Below are 17,668 nucleotides of genomic sequence, written 5' to 3'. Positions count from 1 at the left end.
ATGTCAGCACTCGCCCCACCCGCCACGACCGGCGCTCCCACGGCGGCCGGCACCCGGCCCGCCGCCCGGCGCCGCCGGCCGCGCCCCGCCCGCTCGCCGTGGCTGCACGTCGCGATGGTCCCGGTCACGCTGCTGTGGCTGAGCCCCATCGTGTTCGTGCTGTTCGTCGCGGTGCGTTCCTACGACGACATCGCCGGCCGCGGCCTCGGCGCCCTCCCGGCGTCGTTCAGCCTCGACGGCTTCGCCACCGCCCTGACCGAGGGCGGCGTGCTCCGCTCGCTCGGCAACAGCGCGCTGGTCACCGCGTGCGCGGTGGTCCTCTCCCTGGCGCTGTCGTCCTTCGCCGCGTACGCCCTGAGCCGGTTCGACATCCCCGGACGCCGCACCATCCTGCTCACCATGCTCGCCGGCAACCTCCTGCCGCCGCAGATCCTGCTCGTGCCGGTCGCGTCCATCACCGACGCCGTCGGCATCGCCGACACCCTCACCGCGCTCGTCATCGTGCAGGTCGGGTTCGGCATCGGCTTCTACACGTTCGTGCTGCACGGGTTCATGCGTGGCCTGCCGGGCGAGGTCTTCGAGGCCGCGCGGCTCGACGGCGCCGGCCCCGGCGGCATCTTCTGGCGCATCGTGCTGCCCCTGTCGCGGCCGTCGCTGGCGGCGCTCGCGGCCCTGGCAACGACCTGGATCTTCAACGACCTGATCTGGGCGATGACGGTGCTGCGCAGCGAGGCCAAGTTCCCGATCACCGCCGCCCTGCTCAACCTGCAGGGCGGGTTCGCGAGCGCCTGGAACGTGGTCGCGGCAGGCTCGTTGATAGCGGCCGTGCCGACGGCGATCGTGTTCTTCCTCTTCCAGAAGCAGTTCGTGTCCGGACTTCTCGTAGGAGCCAACAAGTGACCTGGATTCTTCCGACCCGGTCGGGTCAGTACGTCGTGGGGCTCGCGCCGCGCGGGGCGGGGCTGGTCGCCGTCGGCTGGGGGCCGGACGCCGACGGGGCGGTGCCGCCCGTGGCGGCGACGTCGTCCTTCGAGGCGGACCTCGACCTGCTCCCGCTGGAGGCCACGGCGCTGGGCACCCGCAACGTGCACGGCGCCGAGCTGGTGGTGCGGCGCGCGGACGGCGTCCGCGGGGCGCGCCTGGCCGTCTCCGGCGAGGTCACGCTCACGCGGGACGACGACGGCGGCACGCACCTGGAGTGTCCGCTCGCCGACGACGTGCTCGGCCTGGGCGTGACCCTGCACATCCGGACCCACCCGGACCACGACGTCGTGGAGAAGTGGGCTCGGCTGGACAACCGCTCGGCGCAGACCGTCGAGGTGCTGCGCGGTTGGGGCGGGGCCTTCGCCGTCCCCGCTCCCGGCGGCGCGCGTGTGGACCTGCTGGGCGGTGCGTGGTCGCGGGAGTTCACGCCGTTCGAGGCGTCGCTCGGGGCGGGCACGCTGAGCATCGGCAGCCGGCAGGGCATCACGTCGCACACGTACGCGCCGGTCGTGATGGTGGTGCCCGCCGGAACGGGCGGGGTGGTCCGCTCCGCCGGAACGGACGGGGGCGTCCACCCGGCCGGAACGGACGGGGCCGTCCGCTTCGGCGTCGCGCTCGCGTACAGCGGCTCGTGGCGCATGGCGCTCGACGCCGTCCCCTTCGCCGACCACGTCCGCGTCTCCGCCGGCCCGGACGACGAGTCGGGCATCCTCACGCTGACGCCGGGCACCGGGCTGACCACGCCCGTGCTGGCCGGGGTGCGGGTCGAGGGCGACGCCGACGACCTGGCGCAGGCCTGGCACGACTACGAGGCGACCCTGGCCCGCACGCGCGGCCCCGAGCACCGGCCCGTGGTCTACAACTCGTGGTTCGCGACGACGTTCGACGTCCGCGTGGAGCACCAGCTCCGCCTCGCCGAGGCCGCGGCGCAGGTGGGCGCAGAGGTCTTCGTGGTCGACGACGGCTGGTTCCGCGGGCGCACCACCGACCGGGCCGCGCTGGGCGACTGGGAGGTCGACACCGACCGGATCCCGGGCGGTCTCGGGCCGCTGGCCGAGGGCGTGAAGCGGCTCGGCATGCGGTTCGGCCTGTGGGTCGAGCCGGAGGCCGTGAGCCCGGACAGCGACCTGTACCGCGCGCACCCGGAGTGGGCGCACCACGTGGACGGGCGTCCCCTGGAGACGCTGCGCCACCAGTACATGCTCGACCTGGGCCGGCCCGAGGTGGAGGAGTGGGTGCTCGGCACGCTGCGCCGGCTGCTGACCGACACCGACATCAGCTACCTCAAGTGGGACATGAACCGCTCCATCGCCGACGGTGGGCGCACCGCCCCGGGCGGGGACGACTGGTCCTGGCGGCACACCCAGGCCTACTACCGCGTGCTCGACGCCCTGCGCGCCGAGTTCCCGCACGTCACCGTCGAGGCGTGCGCGGGCGGCGGCGGCCGGATCGACCACGCGGTGCTCGCGCGCACCGACGTGGTCTGGCCCAGCGACGAGACGGGGCCGCGCGACCGGCTGGCGATCCAGCACGGGTTCCTGGGCGTGCTGCCCGCATGGACCATGAGCTCGTGGGTGACCGACCTGCCCGACCAGCTCGACCCCGACCGGGAGGACGGCCCGGCGAGCCTGGAGTTCCGGTTCGTGGTCGCGATGGCCGGGGTGCTCGGCATCGGCGCGGACCTGCTGGCCTGGGACGACGCGACCCGGGAGCGGGTGGCGTCGTTCGTGGACCTGTACCGGACCGTGCGTCCGGTGGTGCACACCGGGCGGGTCCGGCGGCACGGCGCCCCGGCCGGCCCGGCGTGCGCGGTGCAGTACACGGGCCCGGACACCGTGGTGGTGCTGGCCTGGCGTCGTCCGGGCGCGGGTCTCACCGTGCGCCTGCGCGACCTGGACCCGGACGCGCGGTACCGGGTGCGGGGCGAGGACGAGCTGCGGACGGGCGCGGCGCTCGCGACCGACGGCCTGGACGTGGCGTGGACCTGGCAGGACTGCGACGTCGTGCTGCTGGACCGGGTGTGAGCGCCCGGCCGCTCACCGTCCGCACCGACCCGGCCCTGGGCGGCCGCTGGACCTCGCTGGCGACGCCGGAGCGCGAATGGCTCTGGCGCAACCCGCGGGTGCCGGCGGCAGCCCGGGCGGGAGTCGCCCCCGGCGACCCGTTCGTCGACGCGGGCGGCGGCGAGGAGTGCCTCCCGACGATCGGCGGCCCGAGCGACCACGGCGAGGTGTGGTCCAAGCCCTGGACCAGTCAGGCGCCGGGCGTGGCCCGGGTCCGAGCCGGCGACCTCACCCTGAGCCGCCGCCTCGCCACGCACGACGGCGCCGTCCGCGCCGACTACACGATCGACGGCCCGCCCGGCGCGGTCCTGCTGCACGCGGTGCACCTGCTGCTCGACCTCGCTCCGGACGCGCGCCTCGAGGTACCCGGCCGCCCGGACACCCTCGTGGTCGAGTGGCCGGAGCCGGGCGCGACGACGGCCAGCACCTGGCCCGACGGCAGGGGCGTGCCGCTCGACGTCCTGGGCCCGGACGACGGGACGGCCCGGTGCGCGGTGGTGGCGACCGACCGGCTCGACGTCGTGGACGGCGCCGACCGGCTGTCGCTGCGCTGGGGCGTCGGGCCGGGGTACGCCGCCCCGGTGTCGCTGGTCGTGTGGCGCAACCTCGGCGGCTGGCCGGACGACGGCCCGTACCGGTCGGTCGGCGTCGAACCGATGCTGGGGGCGGAGACGAACCTCGACCGCGCCGCCCCGGACCGGCTGGCCCGCCTGGGCGATGCCGGGCGGATCGCCTGGTGGCTGGAGGTACACGTCCCCTAGGCTGACGGGGTGGCCCTCCTGGGCACGAAGCTGCACATACCGACGGCGCGGCGGCACCTTGTCCCTCGCCCGCGGCTCACTGCCCGGATGCCGCTGGGAGCGGACCCGCTGCCCCGTCTGATCCTCGTGTCCGCGCCCCCTGGCTTCGGCAAGACGACCCTGTTGAGCCAGTGGCTCGACCAGTGGCGAACCGTCCGGCGTGCCGAGACCCGTCGGGTCGCCTGGCTCTCGCTCGACGCCGAGGACAGCGCCCTGCAGCGCTTCCTGGCCCTCTTGATCGGCGCGATCCAGGTCGTCGAACCTCGTGCGGGTGTCGATGCGGCCGCACTCCTGCGGGCCGGCGGCGCCACCGTCTCTCCAGGTGTTCTGGTGAGCCTGATCAACGACCTCGACGGCGTCGACGGAACTCTCGTGCTCGCGCTCGACGACTACCACCTGATCGAGTCCCGGGAGGTTCACGAGGCGGTGACATTCCTGCTCGACCACCTTCCGGACCATCTGCCGGTGGCGATGGCGACCCGCTCCGACCCGCCCCTGCCCCTGGCCCGGCTGCGCAGTCGCGGGCAGCTGACCGAGGTCCGTGCCGCCGACCTGCGCTTCACCGCAGCCGAGGCGCGGGACTTCCTCAACCGGGTGATGGGGCTGGACCTCGCCGAGGCCGACGTGGACGCGCTGGAGGAACGCACCGAAGGCTGGATCGTCGGGCTCCAGCTCGCCGCGCTCTCCTTGCGCGACATACCCGAGCGCGGTGACGTCGCGGGGTTCATCGAGGCGTTCACCGGCAGCAACCGATTCGTCATCGACTATCTCGCCGACGAGGTGCTGGCCCGCCAACCCGTCCAGGTCCGCGACTTCCTGCTCGGCACCGCCGTGCTCGACCGGCTCACCGGGGCCCTGTGCGACGCCGTCACCTGCGGCACCGACGGCGCGAGGATGCTGGAGGACCTGGAGCGCGGCAACCTGTTCCTGGTACCGCTCGACGCCGAGCGTTCCTGGTACCGCTACCACCATCTCTTCGCCGACATGCTGCGCGCACGCCTGCGCGCCGAGGCCCCGGACGAGGTGCCGATCCTGCACCGGCGGGCCGGTGAGTGGTTCGCCGCCCACGGCCTCGTGGAAGACGCGGTCCGGCACGCGCTCGCCGCTGCGGACTTCGACCGTGCCGCCCACCTGATGGAGGAGGCGCTGCCGGAGCTGCGCCGCACCCGTCAGGACGGCCTGCTGCTGGGCTGGGTCCGGGCGCTGCCGGAGTCCGTGGTCCGGCGCAGCCCCGCCCTGAGCATCCTCGCGGGTTGGTCGCTGATGATATCGGGAGACCTCGGCTCGGCCGAGCGCCGGCTCGACGACGCCGAGGAGGCGCTGGCGGCCGGCGCCGCGGACGAGGGTCTCGCTGCGACGTGGGCGGACACGGATGATCTGCGGACCGCCCCGGCGACGGTCGCGGTCTACCGCGCATCGTTGGCCCAGGCGCGTGGCGATGTCGCGGGCACCGTGCGCCATGCCCGGCGCGCGGCGGATCTCGCTCGACCCGAGGACCACTTCGTCCGGGGAGCCGCCGGCGGGTTTCTCGGTCTGGCCGCCTGGGCGGCCGGCGACGTCGGGGAGGCGCTGTCCACGTTCTCCGACGCGGTCCGCAGCCTGCACGCAGCGGGAAACCTCGTGGACGAGCTGGACAGCACGGTGGTGCTCGCCGACATGTGGGTCGCCTCGGGCAGGCCCGGTCGTGCCCGCCGCCTGTGCGAGCAGGCCCTGCGGACGGCCACCAGGAGTGGGCAACCGTATCTGCGGGCCACCGCCGACCTGCATGTCGCCCTGGCCGAGCTCGACCGCGAGGCCGACGAGCTGGCCAGCGCGAGGGAGCATCTCGAGACCGCGCGGATCCTGGGCGAGCGGACGTCGATCACCGAGAACCGGCACCGGTGGTTCGTCGCGATGTCGCAGGTGCGCGCCGCTGGCGGTGACTTCGACGCCGCGCTGCGCCTGCTCGACCAGGCCGAGGCGCTCTACCGGCCCGGCTTCTACCCTGACGTGCGCCCGATCGCCGCGATGAAGACCCGCGTCGAGATCGCGGCAGGGGACCTGGCGTCAGCCGCCCGCTGGGCCGAGGACCGGGGAGTTGGCGTCGGTGACGACGTGGACCACCTGCGGGAGTACGAGCACCTGACCCTGGTGCGGCTCCTGCTCGCCCAGCAGGGCGACGACCAGCACGACGCCCGCCCCGGCGCGGTGTCCCCGACGGTGGTGCTGGGGTTGCTCGACCGGCTGCAGGCCGCGGCCACGGACGCCGCGCGCGACGGCAGCGTGCTCGAGATCCGGGTGCTGCAGGCCCTCGCCCACCGCGCCGACCGAAACCTGCCCGCGGCACTGGCCGCACTGGGCCGCGCCCTGGGCGCGGCGCCCGAACCGGACAGCTACGTGCGGCTGTACCTGGACGAGGGCGCGCCGATGAGAGCCCTGCTGGACAGGAGGGCGACCGCTACCGGTCCCGTCGCGGGCGCGGAGCACGGGGAAGCGGTGCGAGGACGGGCCCGGCGGCTACTCCGGCGGACCCAGCCCGCCCGGACGACCGGATCGGCCGGGTCTCCCCAGGATCCGGTGGATCCGTTGAGCCGGCGCGAGCGCGAGGTGCTCCGGCTGCTCGACAGCGAGCTGACCGGACCGGAGATCGCCCGCGAGCTCTACATCACGCTCAACACCCTGCGAACCCACACCAGGCGCATCTTCACCAAGCTCGACGCGCGGACCCGGGCGGTCGCCGTACTCCGCGCGCGCGAACGCGGGCTGCTGTGAGATCGCTCGATGTCCCGGTGTCACCACGTGGGTCACATCATGTGGTGACGCCCGGTCACCCTCTCGGCTCCTAGGTTCGAGTCATCCCCGCGGCACACTCCGCGGACCGACTCGAACAGGAACCGGACATGACCATCACCCACTCCACCCTCATCCGGTCAGCCGCCGTCGCCGCCGTCGCCGCCGGGCTGATCTTCATCGGCGTGCAGATCGACCACCCCCACTCGGACGTCGACGCGGTCGCCACCACCGAGTGGGTCATACGCAACTCGCTGAAGGTGCTGATGGCCGCCCTGGCCCTGGCCGGCATCACCGGCATGTACCTGCGCCAGGTGAAGCAGATCGGTCTCCTGGGCCTGCTCGGGTACCTCGTCTTCGGCGCCGGCTACCTCACCGTCATGAGCGTCGCCTTCGTCAGCGCGTACGTCCTGCCCTCCATCGCCGAGACCGACCCCGGCTACGTCAACGACGTCCTCGCCGCAGCCACCAACGGCAGCGCCACCGGTGACATCGGCCTGATGCAGACCGTGCTCACCGTCTCAGGCATCACCTTCCTGGGTGGCGGCCTCATCTTCGGCATCGCGCTGTACCGGGCACGCGTCCTCGCCCGATGGGCGGCCGCGCTCCTCGCCGTCGCCAGCGTCCTCACCGTCACGCTCGCCTTCCTGCCCGACGCCCTCTACCGGTTCCTGGCCTTTCCCAACTCTGTCGCCATGATCGGCCTCGGCTGCTCGCTCTGGCTCACCACGCGCACCAGGATCACCACGCTGCCGGCCGGTGCCGACGATCCGCCCCTCACCGCGGCGGGTTCGCGATGAGTCGACCACCCGTCCCGCCCGTCCGCTACGAGCTCCGCGTCGAGGGCCACCTCGACGAGCACTGGTCAGCCTGGTTCGACGGGATGGCCCTCGTCCACGAGGACGACGGCACGACCTCCCTGCGCGGGTCGGTGGCCGACCAGGCCGCGCTGCACGGCCACCTCGCGAGGGTGCGCGACCTCGGCGCCACGTTGATCTCGGTGAAATCTTCCACTGTAAGAATTTCTTCACTACGATCGACCGCGGTGCTCAGCGAGCCGGCCGCAACGGGGTGGCCGGGGAGAGGCCGTGCCGAACGAAGGAGTTCCATGCCGACTACGACGCCGACGACCTCCGTACAGCTCTACTCGGTCCGGGAGGCGGTAGCTGACGACCTGGACGGCGCCGTGGCGCGCCTGGCCGAGATTGGCCTGAAGCACGTGGAGCCGTATGCCTTCCACGAGCGCACCGACGACTACCTGCGGGCGTTCGCGGCGACTGGCGTGACCGCGCCGTCGGGCCACGCGCCCGTGCTCGCGGCCGAGACCCCCGAGGCGATCCTCGACGCGGCCGTCGCCCTGGGGATGGCGACCGTGATCGACCCGTTCCTGCCCGCCGAGGGGTGGCAGACCGCCGACCAGGTGGCCCGGCTCGCGGAGCGCGTGAACGGGCTGGCGGAGCTCGCCGCCGAGCGAGGGCTGGAGTTCGGGTACCACAACCACGCCTGGGAGCTGGGCACCCGCCTCGGCGAGCAGCATGCGCTGGAGGTGTTCGTCGAGCACCTGGCGCCCGACGTGGTGCTGGAGGTCGACACGTACTGGGCGGCCGTCGGGGGAGCGGACGTCCCGGCGCTGCTCGCGGCCCTGGGGGACCGGGTGCGCCTGATCCACGTCAAGGACGGCACGCTGGACGGCGACGTGGACCGGCAGCAGCCGGCCGGCTCGGGCGAGGTGGACGTGCCCGCGATCCTGGCGGCCGCCCCGGGAGCGACCCGCGTGATCGAGTTCGACGCGTACGGCGGGGACGTGTTCGAGGGCATCGCGCAGTCGCTGGCGTGGCTGTCGGAGCACGACCGATGAGTGCGGCGGGCGTCGGCATCATCGGTGCCGGCAACATCTCGACCCAGTACCTGGAGAACCTGACCCGGTTCCCCGACGTCGAGGTGCGGTTCGTCGCGGACCTCGACCTCGACCGCGCCGCGGAGCGGGCGCGGGAGTACGGAGTGCCGGCGTCGGGCAGCGTGGACGGGCTGCTGGCCCGGGACGACGTGGACGTGGTCGTGAACCTCACCGTCCCGGCGGTGCACACCGAGGTGGGGCACCGGATCCTGGCCGCCGGCAAGCACGTGTGGAGCGAGAAGCCGGTCGCCCTCGACGCGGACGCCGCGGCCGCGCTGCTCGCGGACGCCGAGGCACGCGGCCTGCGTGTCGCGTGCGCCCCGGACACGGTGCTGGGCGCGGGCATCCAGACGGCGCTGCGGGCGATCGCGCGCGGCGACATCGGGGAGCCGCTGACGGCCACCACGATGTTCCACGTGCCCGGGCCGGAGTCGTGGCACCCGAGCCCCGACTTCCTGTTCGCGCTCGGCGGCGGCCCGCTGTTCGACATGGGGCCCTACTACGTGACCACGCTGGTGCACGTGCTCGGCTCCGCGACCCGGGTCCAGGCGGTGGCCTCCACCTCCCGCCGGACCCGCACCATCGGGAGCGGCCCCCGGGCGGGCGAGGTGTTCGACGTCGAGGTGCCGACCCACCACGCCGCGATCATCGAGTTCGGCGAGGGCCGGTCGGCGCAGTCGACGTTCTCGTTCCAGCACGCCCTGCCCCGCAGCGGGTTCGTCGAGGTCAACGGCACCGAGGGCACGATCGTGCTGCCCGACCCGAACGGGTTCGACGGCGGCTCGTCCCTGTGGCGCTACGGCTCCGACGAGCCGACGGCGCTCCCGGCGTCCGGCCCAACGTTCGGGCGCGGGGCCGGCGTCGTCGACCTGGTGCGCTCGATCCGCGACGGCGGCACCGAACGCGCCTCAGGGGCGGTGGCGGCGCACGTCCTGGACATCCTGCTCGGGATCCGCGACGCGGCCGAGGCCGGGCAGCCCGTGAAGATCACGTCGGCCGTGTCACCGGTCGCCCCGCTGCCGGAGGGCTGGGACCCGGCGGAGGCGACGGCGTAGGGGCCGGCAGTCACCCCTGGTCGCCCGGCAGCAGCCGTTCCAGCAGCTCCAGCGACCGCCGCACGTCCACGGCCTCCGGGTCCAGCAACCACTGGAGCTGGAGGCCGTCGGACGCGGCCGCGACCAGCGCGGCGGCGTCGTCCGGGTCGATGTCGGCGGCGATCGCGCCGGAGGCCTGACCGGCGCGGACGCGTTCGGCCAGGTCGGCGCGGACTCCCCGGAACCGCGCCCGCACGAACTCGCGGGTCTCGGGATGCTGCTGCGCCTGCAGCGCGTCGGTGGTGAGTGTCGCGTACAGCTCGACCAGGCCGGGGATCGAGCGGTTCCGCACGGCGCTGCGCTCCATGAGGGCGACCGCCGAGACCTCCTCGGTCGGGGACGGCTCCGCGGCCCGGGCCTCGTGCGCCCGGTAGACCTCGACGAGCAGCTCGTCGCGGTGGGCGAAGTAGTAGCGCAGCGCGGCGTGCGAGACGCCGATCGCCTCGCCGATGGCCCGCAGCGACGCGCCCACGCCGCGCTCGGCGAAGACGGCGATCGCGCTCGTGAGGATCTGGGCGCGCCGTTCCGGGGCCCTCCGGTACGACCGTGCCTGGGCTCCCGCGTCGCCGTTCACCATGGGGGTCATCGTACGAACGGCCGCCAGGAAATCCCTGGGCGGGAGCGGGTGGAATGCGGCGCCGGGTCCCGGAGTTGCCGACCGTATGACTACCTTCGGCATCATCGGAGCAGGACACATCGGCAGCCAGGTCGCCCGCCTGGCGATCGCGCAGGGCAACGAGGTGGTGATCGCCAACTCGCGCGGTCCCGAGACCCTCGCGGACCTGGTCGCGGAGCTGGGCCCGAAGGCCCGGGCGGCCACGGCGAAGGAGGCGGCCGAGGCCGCCGACGTCGCCGTCGTCTCCGTGCCGCTGAAGGCCTACCGCGACCTCCCGGTGGAGCCGCTGGCCGGGAAGATCGTGCTCGACACCAACAACTACTACTGGGAGCGCGACGGCCACGTCGAGGCGCTCGACCGTGGTGAGGCGACCGTCTCGGGCCTGCTCCAGGAGCACCTGCCGACCTCGAAGGTCGCCAAGGCGTTCAACCACATCGTGGCCGCCACGATCACCACCGACGGCACTCCGGCCGGCACGGAGAACCGCCGGGCACTGGCCACGGCGAGCGACTACCCGGAGGCCGTCGAGCTGGTCACCGCCTTCTACGACGCGGCGGGCTTCGACACCGTCAGCGCCGGCCCGCTCAGCGAGTCCTGGCGCGTGGAGCGCGACCGGCCCGCCTACGGCCCCCGCCAGAACGCCGAGGAGCTCAAGGAGAACCTGGCCAAGGCGCAGCGCGTCCTCTGACCTCGTTCCGCCCGCACCGCCCGGAGGCGTTCGGGGCTCAGGCCCCGAACGCCCCCAGCGCGACCGGCTCCCACTCGCGCCAGGTGCGCAGGCGCTCGGCGTAGATCTGCTCGACGTCGGCGAGCGGCTTGCCGAGGAAGACGTGCAGCGGCGGCCGCTCGGCGTCGACGATCCGCAGCAGCGCGGCGCGCGTGGCGCGCGGGTCCCCGAGCTCGAACTCGGGCGCCGTGGCGACCCGCGCCTCGGCGTAGTCCGGGTGCTCGGCGCTGGCGCGCAGCCCGGCGCCGAACCCCGTCGCGTACGGGCCCGGCTCGACGTTCGTGACATGGATGCCGAACGGCGCCACCTCCTGCGCCAGGGCCTCGGACAGGCCCTCCACCGCCCACTTGGACGCGTGGTAGGCGCCGAACCCCGGGAAGGCGCGCACGCCGCCCTCGCTGGTGACCTGGAGGATGCGGCCGGACCCCTGCGCGCGCAGGACCGGCAGGACCGCCTGGGTGACCCAGACCGTGCCGAAGAAGTTGGTCTCCAGCTGGGCGCGCAGCTCCTGCTCGGTCACCTCCTCGACCATGCCGACCTGGCCGTAGCCCGCGTTGTTGACGACCACGTCGAGCCGTCCGAAGCGCTCGACGGCGCGGTCGACGGCGGCCAGCACGGCCGACCGGTCGGTGACGTCGAGGGGGACGGTCAGCACGGCCTCGCCGTACTTGCTCGTGAGCGGCTCCAGCGCGGTGACGTCCCGCGCGGTGGCGGTGACGTGGTCGCCGCGTTCGAGGGCGGCCTCGGCCCACACGCGACCGAGACCCTTGGCTGCTCCGGTGATGAACCATGTGGTGTGCATGCCTCCATCGTGCGGCGAGCCAAGCCATTCCACCAGCGACTCTTCGGCACACAAGACATGCGCTCACCGCATGGCTCATGATGGGCGCATGGCCGAGCTCACCGTCACCGCGCTCCGGGTGGTCCACGCCGTCGTCGGCACCGGGTCCTTCACCGCGACCGCCGACCTGCTCGGGTACACCCAGTCCGCGGTGTCCCGCCAGGTCGCCGCTGCCGAGGCGGCCGCGGGCGTGCCCCTGTTCGTGCGCGGCGCGCGCGGCGTGGCGCCCACCCCGGCGGGCACGCTCGTGGCGCGCCGGGCCGCGGTGGTCCTCGCCGAGCTGGACGCCGTCGGCAAGGACCTCGCGGGGCTGAGCGACACCCTGGGCGGCCGGGTGGTGCTCGGCGCCTTCCCGACGGCGACGTGGGTGCTCGCGCCGCGCGCCGTCGCCGTCGTACGGGAGCGGCACCCGGGCCTGGCGGTCGACCTGCACGAGGCGTCGACCCCCACCCAGCTGCAACAGCTCCGCGCGGGGCGCATCGACGTGGCGGTCATCGGCATGGGCGCCGACCTGCCCGCCTACGACCTCGACGGGCTGCGCCGCGACCACCTCGCGGACGGCCGCTCCCTGGTCGCGGTGTCGAGCGACCACCGGTTCGCCGGCCGGGACCAGGTTCCGGTCGCGGAGCTGGCCGAGGAGGAGTGGATCGTGGGCACGGGCCTGCGCGGCGACCCGCAGTTCGGCGCCTGGCCCACGCTGCCCGCGCCCCGGGTCGTGCACGCGGTGCGCGAGTGGCCCGCCCGCCTCGGCCTGGTCGCCGCCGGGCTGGGCGTCACCACGGTGCCCGAGCTCGTCGTCCCCGGGATCCCGGCCGACGTCGTGACGGTCCGGGTCGACGACCCGGCGTGGCTCGGCCGCGCGGCGGTCGCCGTCACCCGCCCGGACCGCCCGGCGGGCGTGGACGCCGTGGTGAGGGCGCTCCGGGAGGTCGCCGGCGGGCTGGGCTAGTCTCGCGGCATGCCCGCCGCGCCCGACGACCCCTGGTCCGCCGTCGCCGACGACTGGGGCCGGTACTGGGGCACCTTCGCGCGCCCGGTCTGGGCTCCGCTCCTGGACGCGGCGGGGATCGGGCCGGGCAGCCGGGTGCTCGACGTCGGCTGCGGCAGCGGTGAGCTGCTCGAACACCTCCAGGACCAGGGCGCGCGGGCCGGCGGCGCCGACCCGGCGACCCGGATGGTCGAGCTCGCGCGGGCCCGCGCCGTGGGCGCGGACGTACGCCTCGGCGAGGCCGAGCACCTCCCGTTCGACGACGGCGCCTTCGACGCCGTGCTCGCCGTGAACGCGGTCCAGTTCGCCGACGACGTCGCCGACGCCCTGGCCGAGATCGCCCGCGTGCTGACGCCGGACGGCGTCGTCGGGCTGGCCGGCTGGGCCGACCGGACCCGGAACGACCTGGACGTGATCAACGTGGCGCTCGCGGAGGCCGACGACGAGGAACCGCCCGAGGACGGCCCGCTGCGCCTGCCGGGCGGGCTCGCCGCCGTGCTCGCAGACGCGGGCTGGGCGGTGCTCGACCACGGTGTGGTGCCGGTCCCGTGGACCGCCCGGGACGCGAACGACCTGGTGCGCGGCATCCTGTTCGGTGAGGGCGACGCGACGGTCGCGGAGCTCGCGCCGGTGGTGGTCGAGGCCGCGACTCCGTTCCGCCGTCCGGACGGCAGCTACCGCCTGCTGAACGCCTTCCGCTGGGCGGTGGCCCGGTGCCCGAGGTCCACGTGAGCGCCCCGACCGACCCGGACCAGCCCGTCCTGCGGGTGCCCGGGGTCCGGGCCCTGGTGTGGATGTCGCTGTTCGGCTTCGCCGGGTACGCGCTCCTGCTGCCGACGGCGCCCCTGTGGGCCACCCACGGCGGCGCCGACGAGGGCGGCGCGGGGCTGGTGAACGCCGTCCTCATGCTCGCCACCGTCGCGTTCCAGACGACGGTGCCCTGGGCGCTGCGCCGGCTCGGCTGGCGCACCACGCTGGTGGCCGGGGTGCTGCTGCTCGGGCTCCCGTCCCTGGCGTTCCTGCTCACCGACCAGCTCGGGTGGATCCTCGCGGCGTCGGCCGTGCGCGGCGCCGGGTTCGCGGTGGTGACGGTCTGCGGCGCGACGGCGATCGCCGAGCTAGTCGACGTCTCCCGGCGCGGCCGCGCGATCGGCGTCTACGGCCTCGCGGTCGCGGCGCCCCAGGTGTTCCTCACGCCGAGCGCCGCCTGGGTCGCCGAGTCCGTCGGCTTCCGGGTGGTGTTCGTCCTCGGGGCCCTGCCCGCGCTCGCCGTGCCGTTCGCGGTGGCCCTCGGGCGGCGGCTGGACGACCTGACCGGGGCCGGTACCCCCGGCGTCGTCGGCGCGCCCCACCCCAGCCGCGCCCGCATGCTCCTCGCGCTGGCGCTGCCCTCGCTCGTGCTGCTGGCCGTCACCACGCCCGGGGGAGCGCTGCTCACGTTCGCCCCGCAGCTCGGGTACGGCGCGCTCGTGGCGATGGCCGGGCTGTTCGGCCTCACCGTCGCGGCGGCCCTGTCCCGCTGGCTGGTGGGCGGCCTGGCCGACCGGCACGGGCCGCGCCGGTTCGTCCCGCCGCTGCTGGCGCTCTGCGCCGCGGGCCTCGTGCTGTGCGCCTGGTCGATCACCGGCTCGGGCCCCGGCGCCGTGGGGCTGATCGTGGGTATGACCGTCGTCGGCATCTCCTACGGCAGCCTGCAGAACCTCACGCTGGTCAGCGCGTTCGCGGCCGTGCCCGACCGGGAGCGCAGCGTCGCCAGCGCCGTCTGGAACATCGGCTTCGACACCGGCACCGGGCTCGGCTCGCTCGTGGTCGGCTTCATCGCGGCCGGCACGAGCTTCGCGGTCGGGCTGCTGACGACCGCGGTGCTGTGCGCCGTCGTCGCCGTCGTCACCCTGGTGGGCGCGGGCCGGCGGACCGTCTAGGCGCGGCCGCCCGCACCAGGGTGCGGACCAGTGCCGCACCCTGGTCCGCCGCCCGGCCCGGCCGGGCGAGGGTGGGCGGCATGATCGACAAAGGACTGCCCGGCGACGCCGTCGGGCCCGGGCGGCCGGTGGGCCGCCGGATCGTGCTGGCGATGCTCGGCCTGGGAGCCGCGGGCGTCGCCGTGGGACCCGCGGTGCGGGACGGGGTGAGTCAGGCCCTGTCCCGGGTCGCGCCGGCGGCGGTGCCGGACGACCGCGGGTTCCGCTACTTCAGCGTCGTCGGCTCCGTGCCGCGCCAGGACGCGACGAGCTACCGGCTCACCGTCGGCGGGCTGGTGGACCGGCCCGCCACGTACACGCTCGACCAGCTCGCGGCGCTGCCCCAGCACACGGTGGTGCACGACGCCGTCTGCACGGACGGCTGGCAGGTCGACGACGTACCGTTCACCGGCGTCCTGCTGAGGGACCTGCTCGACGCGGCCGGGGTGCGGGACGAGGGCGCCGCGGTGCGGTTCACCTGCTTCGACGGCGCCTACTCCGAGAGCCTCACGCTGGAGCAGGCGCGCCGGGCGGACGTGCTGGTCGCGCTGCGCATGTTCGACGAGCCCGTGCCGCACGACAGCGGCGGCCCGGTGCGGCTCTTCGTGGCGCCGATGTACTTCTACAAGTCGGCCAAGTGGCTCTCCGGGATCGAGGTCACCAGCCAGGTCCAACAGGGTTACTGGGAGGACTACGGCTATCCCGTGGACGGCTGGCTGCCCGGCGAGGAGCCCGTCGGTGCCTGAGCGCGTGCTCCGCTTCAGCCCCGCCGAGCGGGCCGTGCACCGGGCGACCGGGCTGCTGTTCCTGGTCTGCCTGCTCACCGCGGTCGCGCTCTACGTGGCGCCGGTCGCGCAGCTCGTGGGCCGGCGGCTCCTCGTCGAGACCGTCCACGAGTGGTCCGGGCTCCTGCTGCCCGTGCCGGCCCTGCTCGGCCTGTGGTCGGGCCCGTTCCGGGCCGACCTGCGCAGCCTCGACCACTTCGCTGAGCACGACCGCCGGTGGCTCGCGAGCCTCCGCTCGTCCGACGCGCACCGTGGCCGGTTCGCGGGCAAGTTCAACGCCGGCCAGAAGGTCTGGGCCTCCTGGCTCGCCGGCGCCGTCCTGGTCATGCTCGGCACCGGCCTGCTGCTGTGGTTCAAGTTCGCGTTCGACGTCGTGCTGCGGGCCGGCGTCGTGCTCGTGCACGACGTCGTCGCCTACGCCCTCGTGGTCGTCGTCGCCGGCCACATCCTCAAGGCGATCGCCGACCCGGAGGCCCGGCGCGGAATGCGCACCGGGGCCGTCCGGCGGTCATGGGCGGCGCGGGAGCACGCGCTCTGGCTCGGTCAGAGCTCGTCACCCTCGGCGCTCCAGGCCTCCCAGGCCGCGGACGACGCCGCGTAGGCGGCCACCGCGCCGAGGATCGCGGCGCTCACGGCGCTGCTCAGGGCCGCTCCCGCCGCGTCCGTGCCGAGTGCCTGGGCCAGTGCGCCGCGCCGCCCGCCCTCGGCCCGCGCCGCCGCCCGGCCCAGGGCGGCGGCGGACGGGTCGGCGGGCGGCTCGGCGGTGCGGGAGAGCCGGTCGAACACGGCCTCCCGCTCCGCCGGGGTGAGCCGCTCGAAGGCGGCGACGTGGACCTGCTCGACGGTGTGCGGCGGGGCGGAGCTCAGCAGCCGCTCGGAGCGGTCGAGCGCCCCGGGGTCGTCAGACCGGGCCATCGTCGGCTCCTTCGGCCGGGTCGGCTACCGCGTCGGCCGGGACGATGCGGTAGCCCTGCTCCGCGAGGGTCCGGGTCATGTGCTCGGCGTACCACTCGGGCCAGCCCTCGTCGTACACGCCGCCCAGCTCCTCCTGCTCGTGGACGCCGTGCGCCGTCGCCGCCTGCCTGAGCAGGTCGAGCAGGATCTCGTTGGACCTCGGGTCGCCGGTGGTGCTCATCGGCCCGGGAGGCGGTCGATGATCTGCTGGAGCACCCACTCGTTGCCGTCGGGGTCGGCGAACGACGCGAACGACGCGTAGCTGTCGTGGTCCGGGTGCGGCCCCGGCACGCGGTTCGCGGTGCCGGCCCAGTGGAAGACGCCGTCCTGGTCGTGCCAGACCTCGCTGACGTCGGCGCCATGCCCGACGAGCTCGGCGCGCGCCGCGGCGAGGTCCGTGACCACGAGGTGCAGGCCCCGCACGGAGCCCGGCGCCGCGTCGGTCAGGTGCTCGCCGAAGATGATCGACGCGGCGGACCCGGGCGGCGTGAGCTGCACGACGCGCAGGCCGCGCTCGGTGGCGAAGTCGGCGTCGAGACGCCAGCCGAGCCCCGCGTAGAAAGCCTTGGCGCGGTCCACGTCGGCGACGGGCAGGACGACGACCTCGAGCTTGAGTTCCATGGTGTTCTCCGATTCCAGGTGGGTGGTGCGGCGGTAGGGGTCTTCGGGGGTCACTTGGCCGACAGCGGACCGGCGAAGGACTTGCTGAGGGAGGCGGGGCCCACGAGGGGCAGCAGGGCGGCGAGCAGCTTGCGCTGGAAGGTCTGGGGCCGGCGGGTCAGCTCGACGTCGATGCGGCTGCCGTCCCCGGCGGGGGAGACCTGGAAGACCCAGCCACCGCCGGGTCCGAACACCTTCGAGTCCAGTGTCGTGATGTCGACGCGGCCGCGCTCGTCGTCCCACTCGTAGCGGGCCCTCTCCCAGGCGGCCGCGGTGCCCTCGGTGACCTCCGCCCAGTTGTCGCCCTGGGCGTGGACCGTGAGGTGGTCGGCGTCGATCGTGGGCCAGGCCTCGGCGCGGGCGGGGCTGAAGTCGGTCAGCACCCGCATGGCGGCCTCGGGGGCGAGCGTGGAGTCGAGGTGAAAACGAACGGCGGTCATGGTCAGGCTCCTCGGTTGTGTAACCACTTTGAGCGGTTACTGCGATGATCAGAACTGTGGCACAGGTTGCGTAACCCGTCAAACTGGTT

19 protein-coding genes are annotated in these 17,668 nt (G+C 74.4%); 13 read left to right on the top strand and 6 right to left on the bottom strand.

The window, feature by feature from the left end; translation table 11 throughout:
- The 7 genes from AB0I29_RS03405 (at window position 1) to AB0I29_RS03375 (ending at window position 9,568) form a co-directional block, all read left to right on the top strand.
- Window positions 1–900 carry a carbohydrate ABC transporter permease gene (locus tag AB0I29_RS03405; protein WP_285103773.1) on the top strand — a complete coding sequence of 300 codons (900 nt, stop codon included), beginning with the start codon at window positions 1–3 and terminating at the stop codon, window positions 898–900.
- A complete protein-coding gene (locus AB0I29_RS03400) occupies window positions 897–3,008 on the top strand; it encodes an alpha-galactosidase (protein ID WP_357478054.1) in 2,112 nt (703 codons plus the stop codon). The genes AB0I29_RS03405 and AB0I29_RS03400 overlap by 4 nt, the downstream gene beginning before the upstream one ends.
- Window positions 3,005–3,808, top strand: a complete 804-nt coding sequence (locus tag AB0I29_RS03395; protein WP_357478051.1) for a hypothetical protein — start codon at window positions 3,005–3,007, stop codon at window positions 3,806–3,808. The genes AB0I29_RS03400 and AB0I29_RS03395 overlap by 4 nt, the downstream gene beginning before the upstream one ends.
- A gap of 87 nt (window positions 3,809–3,895) precedes the next feature.
- Window positions 3,896–6,598 carry a LuxR C-terminal-related transcriptional regulator gene (locus tag AB0I29_RS03390; RefSeq protein ID WP_357478048.1) on the top strand — a complete coding sequence of 901 codons (2,703 nt, stop codon included), beginning with the start codon at window positions 3,896–3,898 and terminating at the stop codon, window positions 6,596–6,598.
- Window positions 6,599–6,726: 128 nt separating this feature from the next.
- Window positions 6,727–7,416, top strand: coding sequence for a hypothetical protein (locus AB0I29_RS03385; RefSeq protein WP_285103780.1), 690 nt, complete (start codon window positions 6,727–6,729; stop codon window positions 7,414–7,416).
- Window positions 7,413–8,474, top strand: coding sequence for a sugar phosphate isomerase/epimerase (locus AB0I29_RS03380; protein WP_357478045.1), 1,062 nt, complete (start codon window positions 7,413–7,415; stop codon window positions 8,472–8,474). The genes AB0I29_RS03385 and AB0I29_RS03380 overlap by 4 nt, the downstream gene beginning before the upstream one ends.
- Window positions 8,471–9,568 carry a Gfo/Idh/MocA family oxidoreductase gene (locus AB0I29_RS03375; RefSeq protein WP_285103781.1) on the top strand — a complete coding sequence of 366 codons (1,098 nt, stop codon included), beginning with the start codon at window positions 8,471–8,473 and terminating at the stop codon, window positions 9,566–9,568. The genes AB0I29_RS03380 and AB0I29_RS03375 overlap by 4 nt, the downstream gene beginning before the upstream one ends.
- Before the next feature lie 10 nt (window positions 9,569–9,578).
- Here AB0I29_RS03375 and AB0I29_RS03370 read toward each other — a convergent pair whose 3' ends face one another.
- Window positions 9,579–10,184, bottom strand: coding sequence for a TetR family transcriptional regulator C-terminal domain-containing protein (locus AB0I29_RS03370; protein ID WP_285103783.1), 606 nt, complete (start codon window positions 10,182–10,184; stop codon window positions 9,579–9,581).
- Between AB0I29_RS03370 and AB0I29_RS03365 the strand changes: the two genes are divergently transcribed.
- Complete coding sequence (locus AB0I29_RS03365) at window positions 10,183–10,911, top strand: NAD(P)-binding domain-containing protein (RefSeq protein WP_285103784.1); 729 nt, start codon at window positions 10,183–10,185, stop codon at window positions 10,909–10,911. The two genes, AB0I29_RS03370 and AB0I29_RS03365, sit on opposite strands and share 2 nt — an antisense overlap.
- 37 nt (window positions 10,912–10,948) lie before the next feature.
- Here the strand turns inward: AB0I29_RS03365 and AB0I29_RS03360 are convergent, their stop codons facing one another.
- The gene (locus tag AB0I29_RS03360; protein ID WP_285103785.1) at window positions 10,949–11,752 is read right to left on the bottom strand and encodes an SDR family NAD(P)-dependent oxidoreductase; all 804 of its coding nucleotides are present in this window, start codon (window positions 11,750–11,752) and stop codon (window positions 10,949–10,951) included.
- An 88-nt stretch (window positions 11,753–11,840) separates the two neighbouring features.
- Here AB0I29_RS03360 and AB0I29_RS03355 point away from each other — a divergent pair, with 88 nt between their 5' ends.
- The 5 genes from AB0I29_RS03355 to AB0I29_RS03335 all read left to right on the top strand — a co-directional run bounded on the left by AB0I29_RS03355 (window position 11,841) and on the right by AB0I29_RS03335 (window position 16,126).
- Complete coding sequence (locus AB0I29_RS03355) at window positions 11,841–12,740, top strand: LysR family transcriptional regulator (RefSeq protein ID WP_285103787.1); 900 nt, start codon at window positions 11,841–11,843, stop codon at window positions 12,738–12,740.
- A 9-nt stretch (window positions 12,741–12,749) separates the two neighbouring features.
- Window positions 12,750–13,511 (top strand): class I SAM-dependent methyltransferase, encoded by a 762-nt coding sequence (locus tag AB0I29_RS03350; protein ID WP_357478039.1) that lies wholly within the window; start codon window positions 12,750–12,752, stop codon window positions 13,509–13,511.
- Window positions 13,508–14,701: an MFS transporter gene (locus AB0I29_RS03345; RefSeq protein ID WP_357478036.1), complete on the top strand. Its 1,194-nt coding sequence runs from the start codon at window positions 13,508–13,510 to the stop codon at window positions 14,699–14,701. Before AB0I29_RS03350 ends, AB0I29_RS03345 begins: the two co-directional genes overlap by 4 nt.
- An 80-nt stretch (window positions 14,702–14,781) precedes the next feature.
- Window positions 14,782–15,486 carry a molybdopterin-dependent oxidoreductase gene (locus tag AB0I29_RS03340; RefSeq protein ID WP_357478033.1) on the top strand — a complete coding sequence of 235 codons (705 nt, stop codon included), beginning with the start codon at window positions 14,782–14,784 and terminating at the stop codon, window positions 15,484–15,486.
- The gene (locus AB0I29_RS03335; RefSeq protein ID WP_357478030.1) at window positions 15,479–16,126 is read left to right on the top strand and encodes a cytochrome b/b6 domain-containing protein; all 648 of its coding nucleotides are present in this window, start codon (window positions 15,479–15,481) and stop codon (window positions 16,124–16,126) included. Before AB0I29_RS03340 ends, AB0I29_RS03335 begins: the two co-directional genes overlap by 8 nt.
- Here AB0I29_RS03335 and AB0I29_RS03330 read toward each other — a convergent pair.
- Genes AB0I29_RS03330 through AB0I29_RS03315 form a run of 4 tightly spaced genes read right to left on the bottom strand, consistent with a single transcriptional unit; the run spans window position 16,069 to window position 17,579 of the window.
- Window positions 16,069–16,440, bottom strand: a complete 372-nt coding sequence (locus AB0I29_RS03330) for a hypothetical protein (RefSeq protein ID WP_357478027.1) — start codon at window positions 16,438–16,440, stop codon at window positions 16,069–16,071. The two genes, AB0I29_RS03335 and AB0I29_RS03330, sit on opposite strands and share 58 nt — an antisense overlap.
- On the bottom strand, window positions 16,427–16,660 hold the full coding sequence (locus AB0I29_RS03325) for a hypothetical protein (protein WP_285103799.1): 234 nt from the start codon (window positions 16,658–16,660) through the stop codon (window positions 16,427–16,429). The genes AB0I29_RS03330 and AB0I29_RS03325 overlap by 14 nt, the downstream gene beginning before the upstream one ends.
- Window positions 16,657–17,100 (bottom strand): VOC family protein, encoded by a 444-nt coding sequence (locus tag AB0I29_RS03320; protein ID WP_357478023.1) that lies wholly within the window; start codon window positions 17,098–17,100, stop codon window positions 16,657–16,659. Before AB0I29_RS03320 ends, AB0I29_RS03325 begins: the two co-directional genes overlap by 4 nt.
- Before the next feature lie 50 nt (window positions 17,101–17,150).
- On the bottom strand, window positions 17,151–17,579 hold the full coding sequence (locus AB0I29_RS03315; protein ID WP_285103802.1) for a hypothetical protein: 429 nt from the start codon (window positions 17,577–17,579) through the stop codon (window positions 17,151–17,153).
- Window positions 17,580–17,668 lie beyond the last annotated feature (89 nt).

Origin of the sequence: Promicromonospora sp. NPDC050262, assembly GCF_040655935.1 — a bacterium.
GTDB lineage: Bacteria > Actinomycetota > Actinomycetes > Actinomycetales > Cellulomonadaceae > Promicromonospora.
Note: the sequence above shows the minus strand (reverse complement) of the source record. Positions and strands in the feature narration are given on the sequence as shown.

Excerpts from the sequence above, each read along its gene's own strand:
- AB0I29_RS03370 (WP_285103783.1), bottom strand. The coding sequence starts at position 10,184 with ATGGTGAACGGCGACGCGGGAGCCCAGGCACGGTCGTACCGGAGGGCC.
- AB0I29_RS03385 (WP_285103780.1), top strand. The coding sequence starts at position 6,727 with ATGACCATCACCCACTCCACCCTCATCCGGTCAGCCGCCGTCGCCGCC.
- AB0I29_RS03390 (WP_357478048.1), top strand. The coding sequence starts at position 3,896 with ATGCCGCTGGGAGCGGACCCGCTGCCCCGTCTGATCCTCGTGTCCGCG.
- AB0I29_RS03320 (WP_357478023.1), bottom strand. The coding sequence starts at position 17,100 with ATGGAACTCAAGCTCGAGGTCGTCGTCCTGCCCGTCGCCGACGTGGAC.
- AB0I29_RS03360 (WP_285103785.1), bottom strand. The coding sequence starts at position 11,752 with ATGCACACCACATGGTTCATCACCGGAGCAGCCAAGGGTCTCGGTCGC.
- AB0I29_RS03375 (WP_285103781.1), top strand. The coding sequence starts at position 8,471 with ATGAGTGCGGCGGGCGTCGGCATCATCGGTGCCGGCAACATCTCGACC.
- AB0I29_RS03330 (WP_357478027.1), bottom strand. The coding sequence starts at position 16,440 with ATGGCCCGGTCTGACGACCCCGGGGCGCTCGACCGCTCCGAGCGGCTG.
- AB0I29_RS03380 (WP_357478045.1), top strand. The coding sequence starts at position 7,413 with ATGAGTCGACCACCCGTCCCGCCCGTCCGCTACGAGCTCCGCGTCGAG.
- AB0I29_RS03340 (WP_357478033.1), top strand. The coding sequence starts at position 14,782 with ATGATCGACAAAGGACTGCCCGGCGACGCCGTCGGGCCCGGGCGGCCG.
- AB0I29_RS03350 (WP_357478039.1), top strand. The coding sequence starts at position 12,750 with ATGCCCGCCGCGCCCGACGACCCCTGGTCCGCCGTCGCCGACGACTGG.
- AB0I29_RS03315 (WP_285103802.1), bottom strand. The coding sequence starts at position 17,579 with ATGACCGCCGTTCGTTTTCACCTCGACTCCACGCTCGCCCCCGAGGCC.
- AB0I29_RS03365 (WP_285103784.1), top strand. The coding sequence starts at position 10,183 with ATGGGGGTCATCGTACGAACGGCCGCCAGGAAATCCCTGGGCGGGAGC.
- AB0I29_RS03355 (WP_285103787.1), top strand. The coding sequence starts at position 11,841 with ATGGCCGAGCTCACCGTCACCGCGCTCCGGGTGGTCCACGCCGTCGTC.
- AB0I29_RS03405 (WP_285103773.1), top strand. The coding sequence starts at position 1 with ATGTCAGCACTCGCCCCACCCGCCACGACCGGCGCTCCCACGGCGGCC.
- AB0I29_RS03325 (WP_285103799.1), bottom strand. The coding sequence starts at position 16,660 with ATGAGCACCACCGGCGACCCGAGGTCCAACGAGATCCTGCTCGACCTG.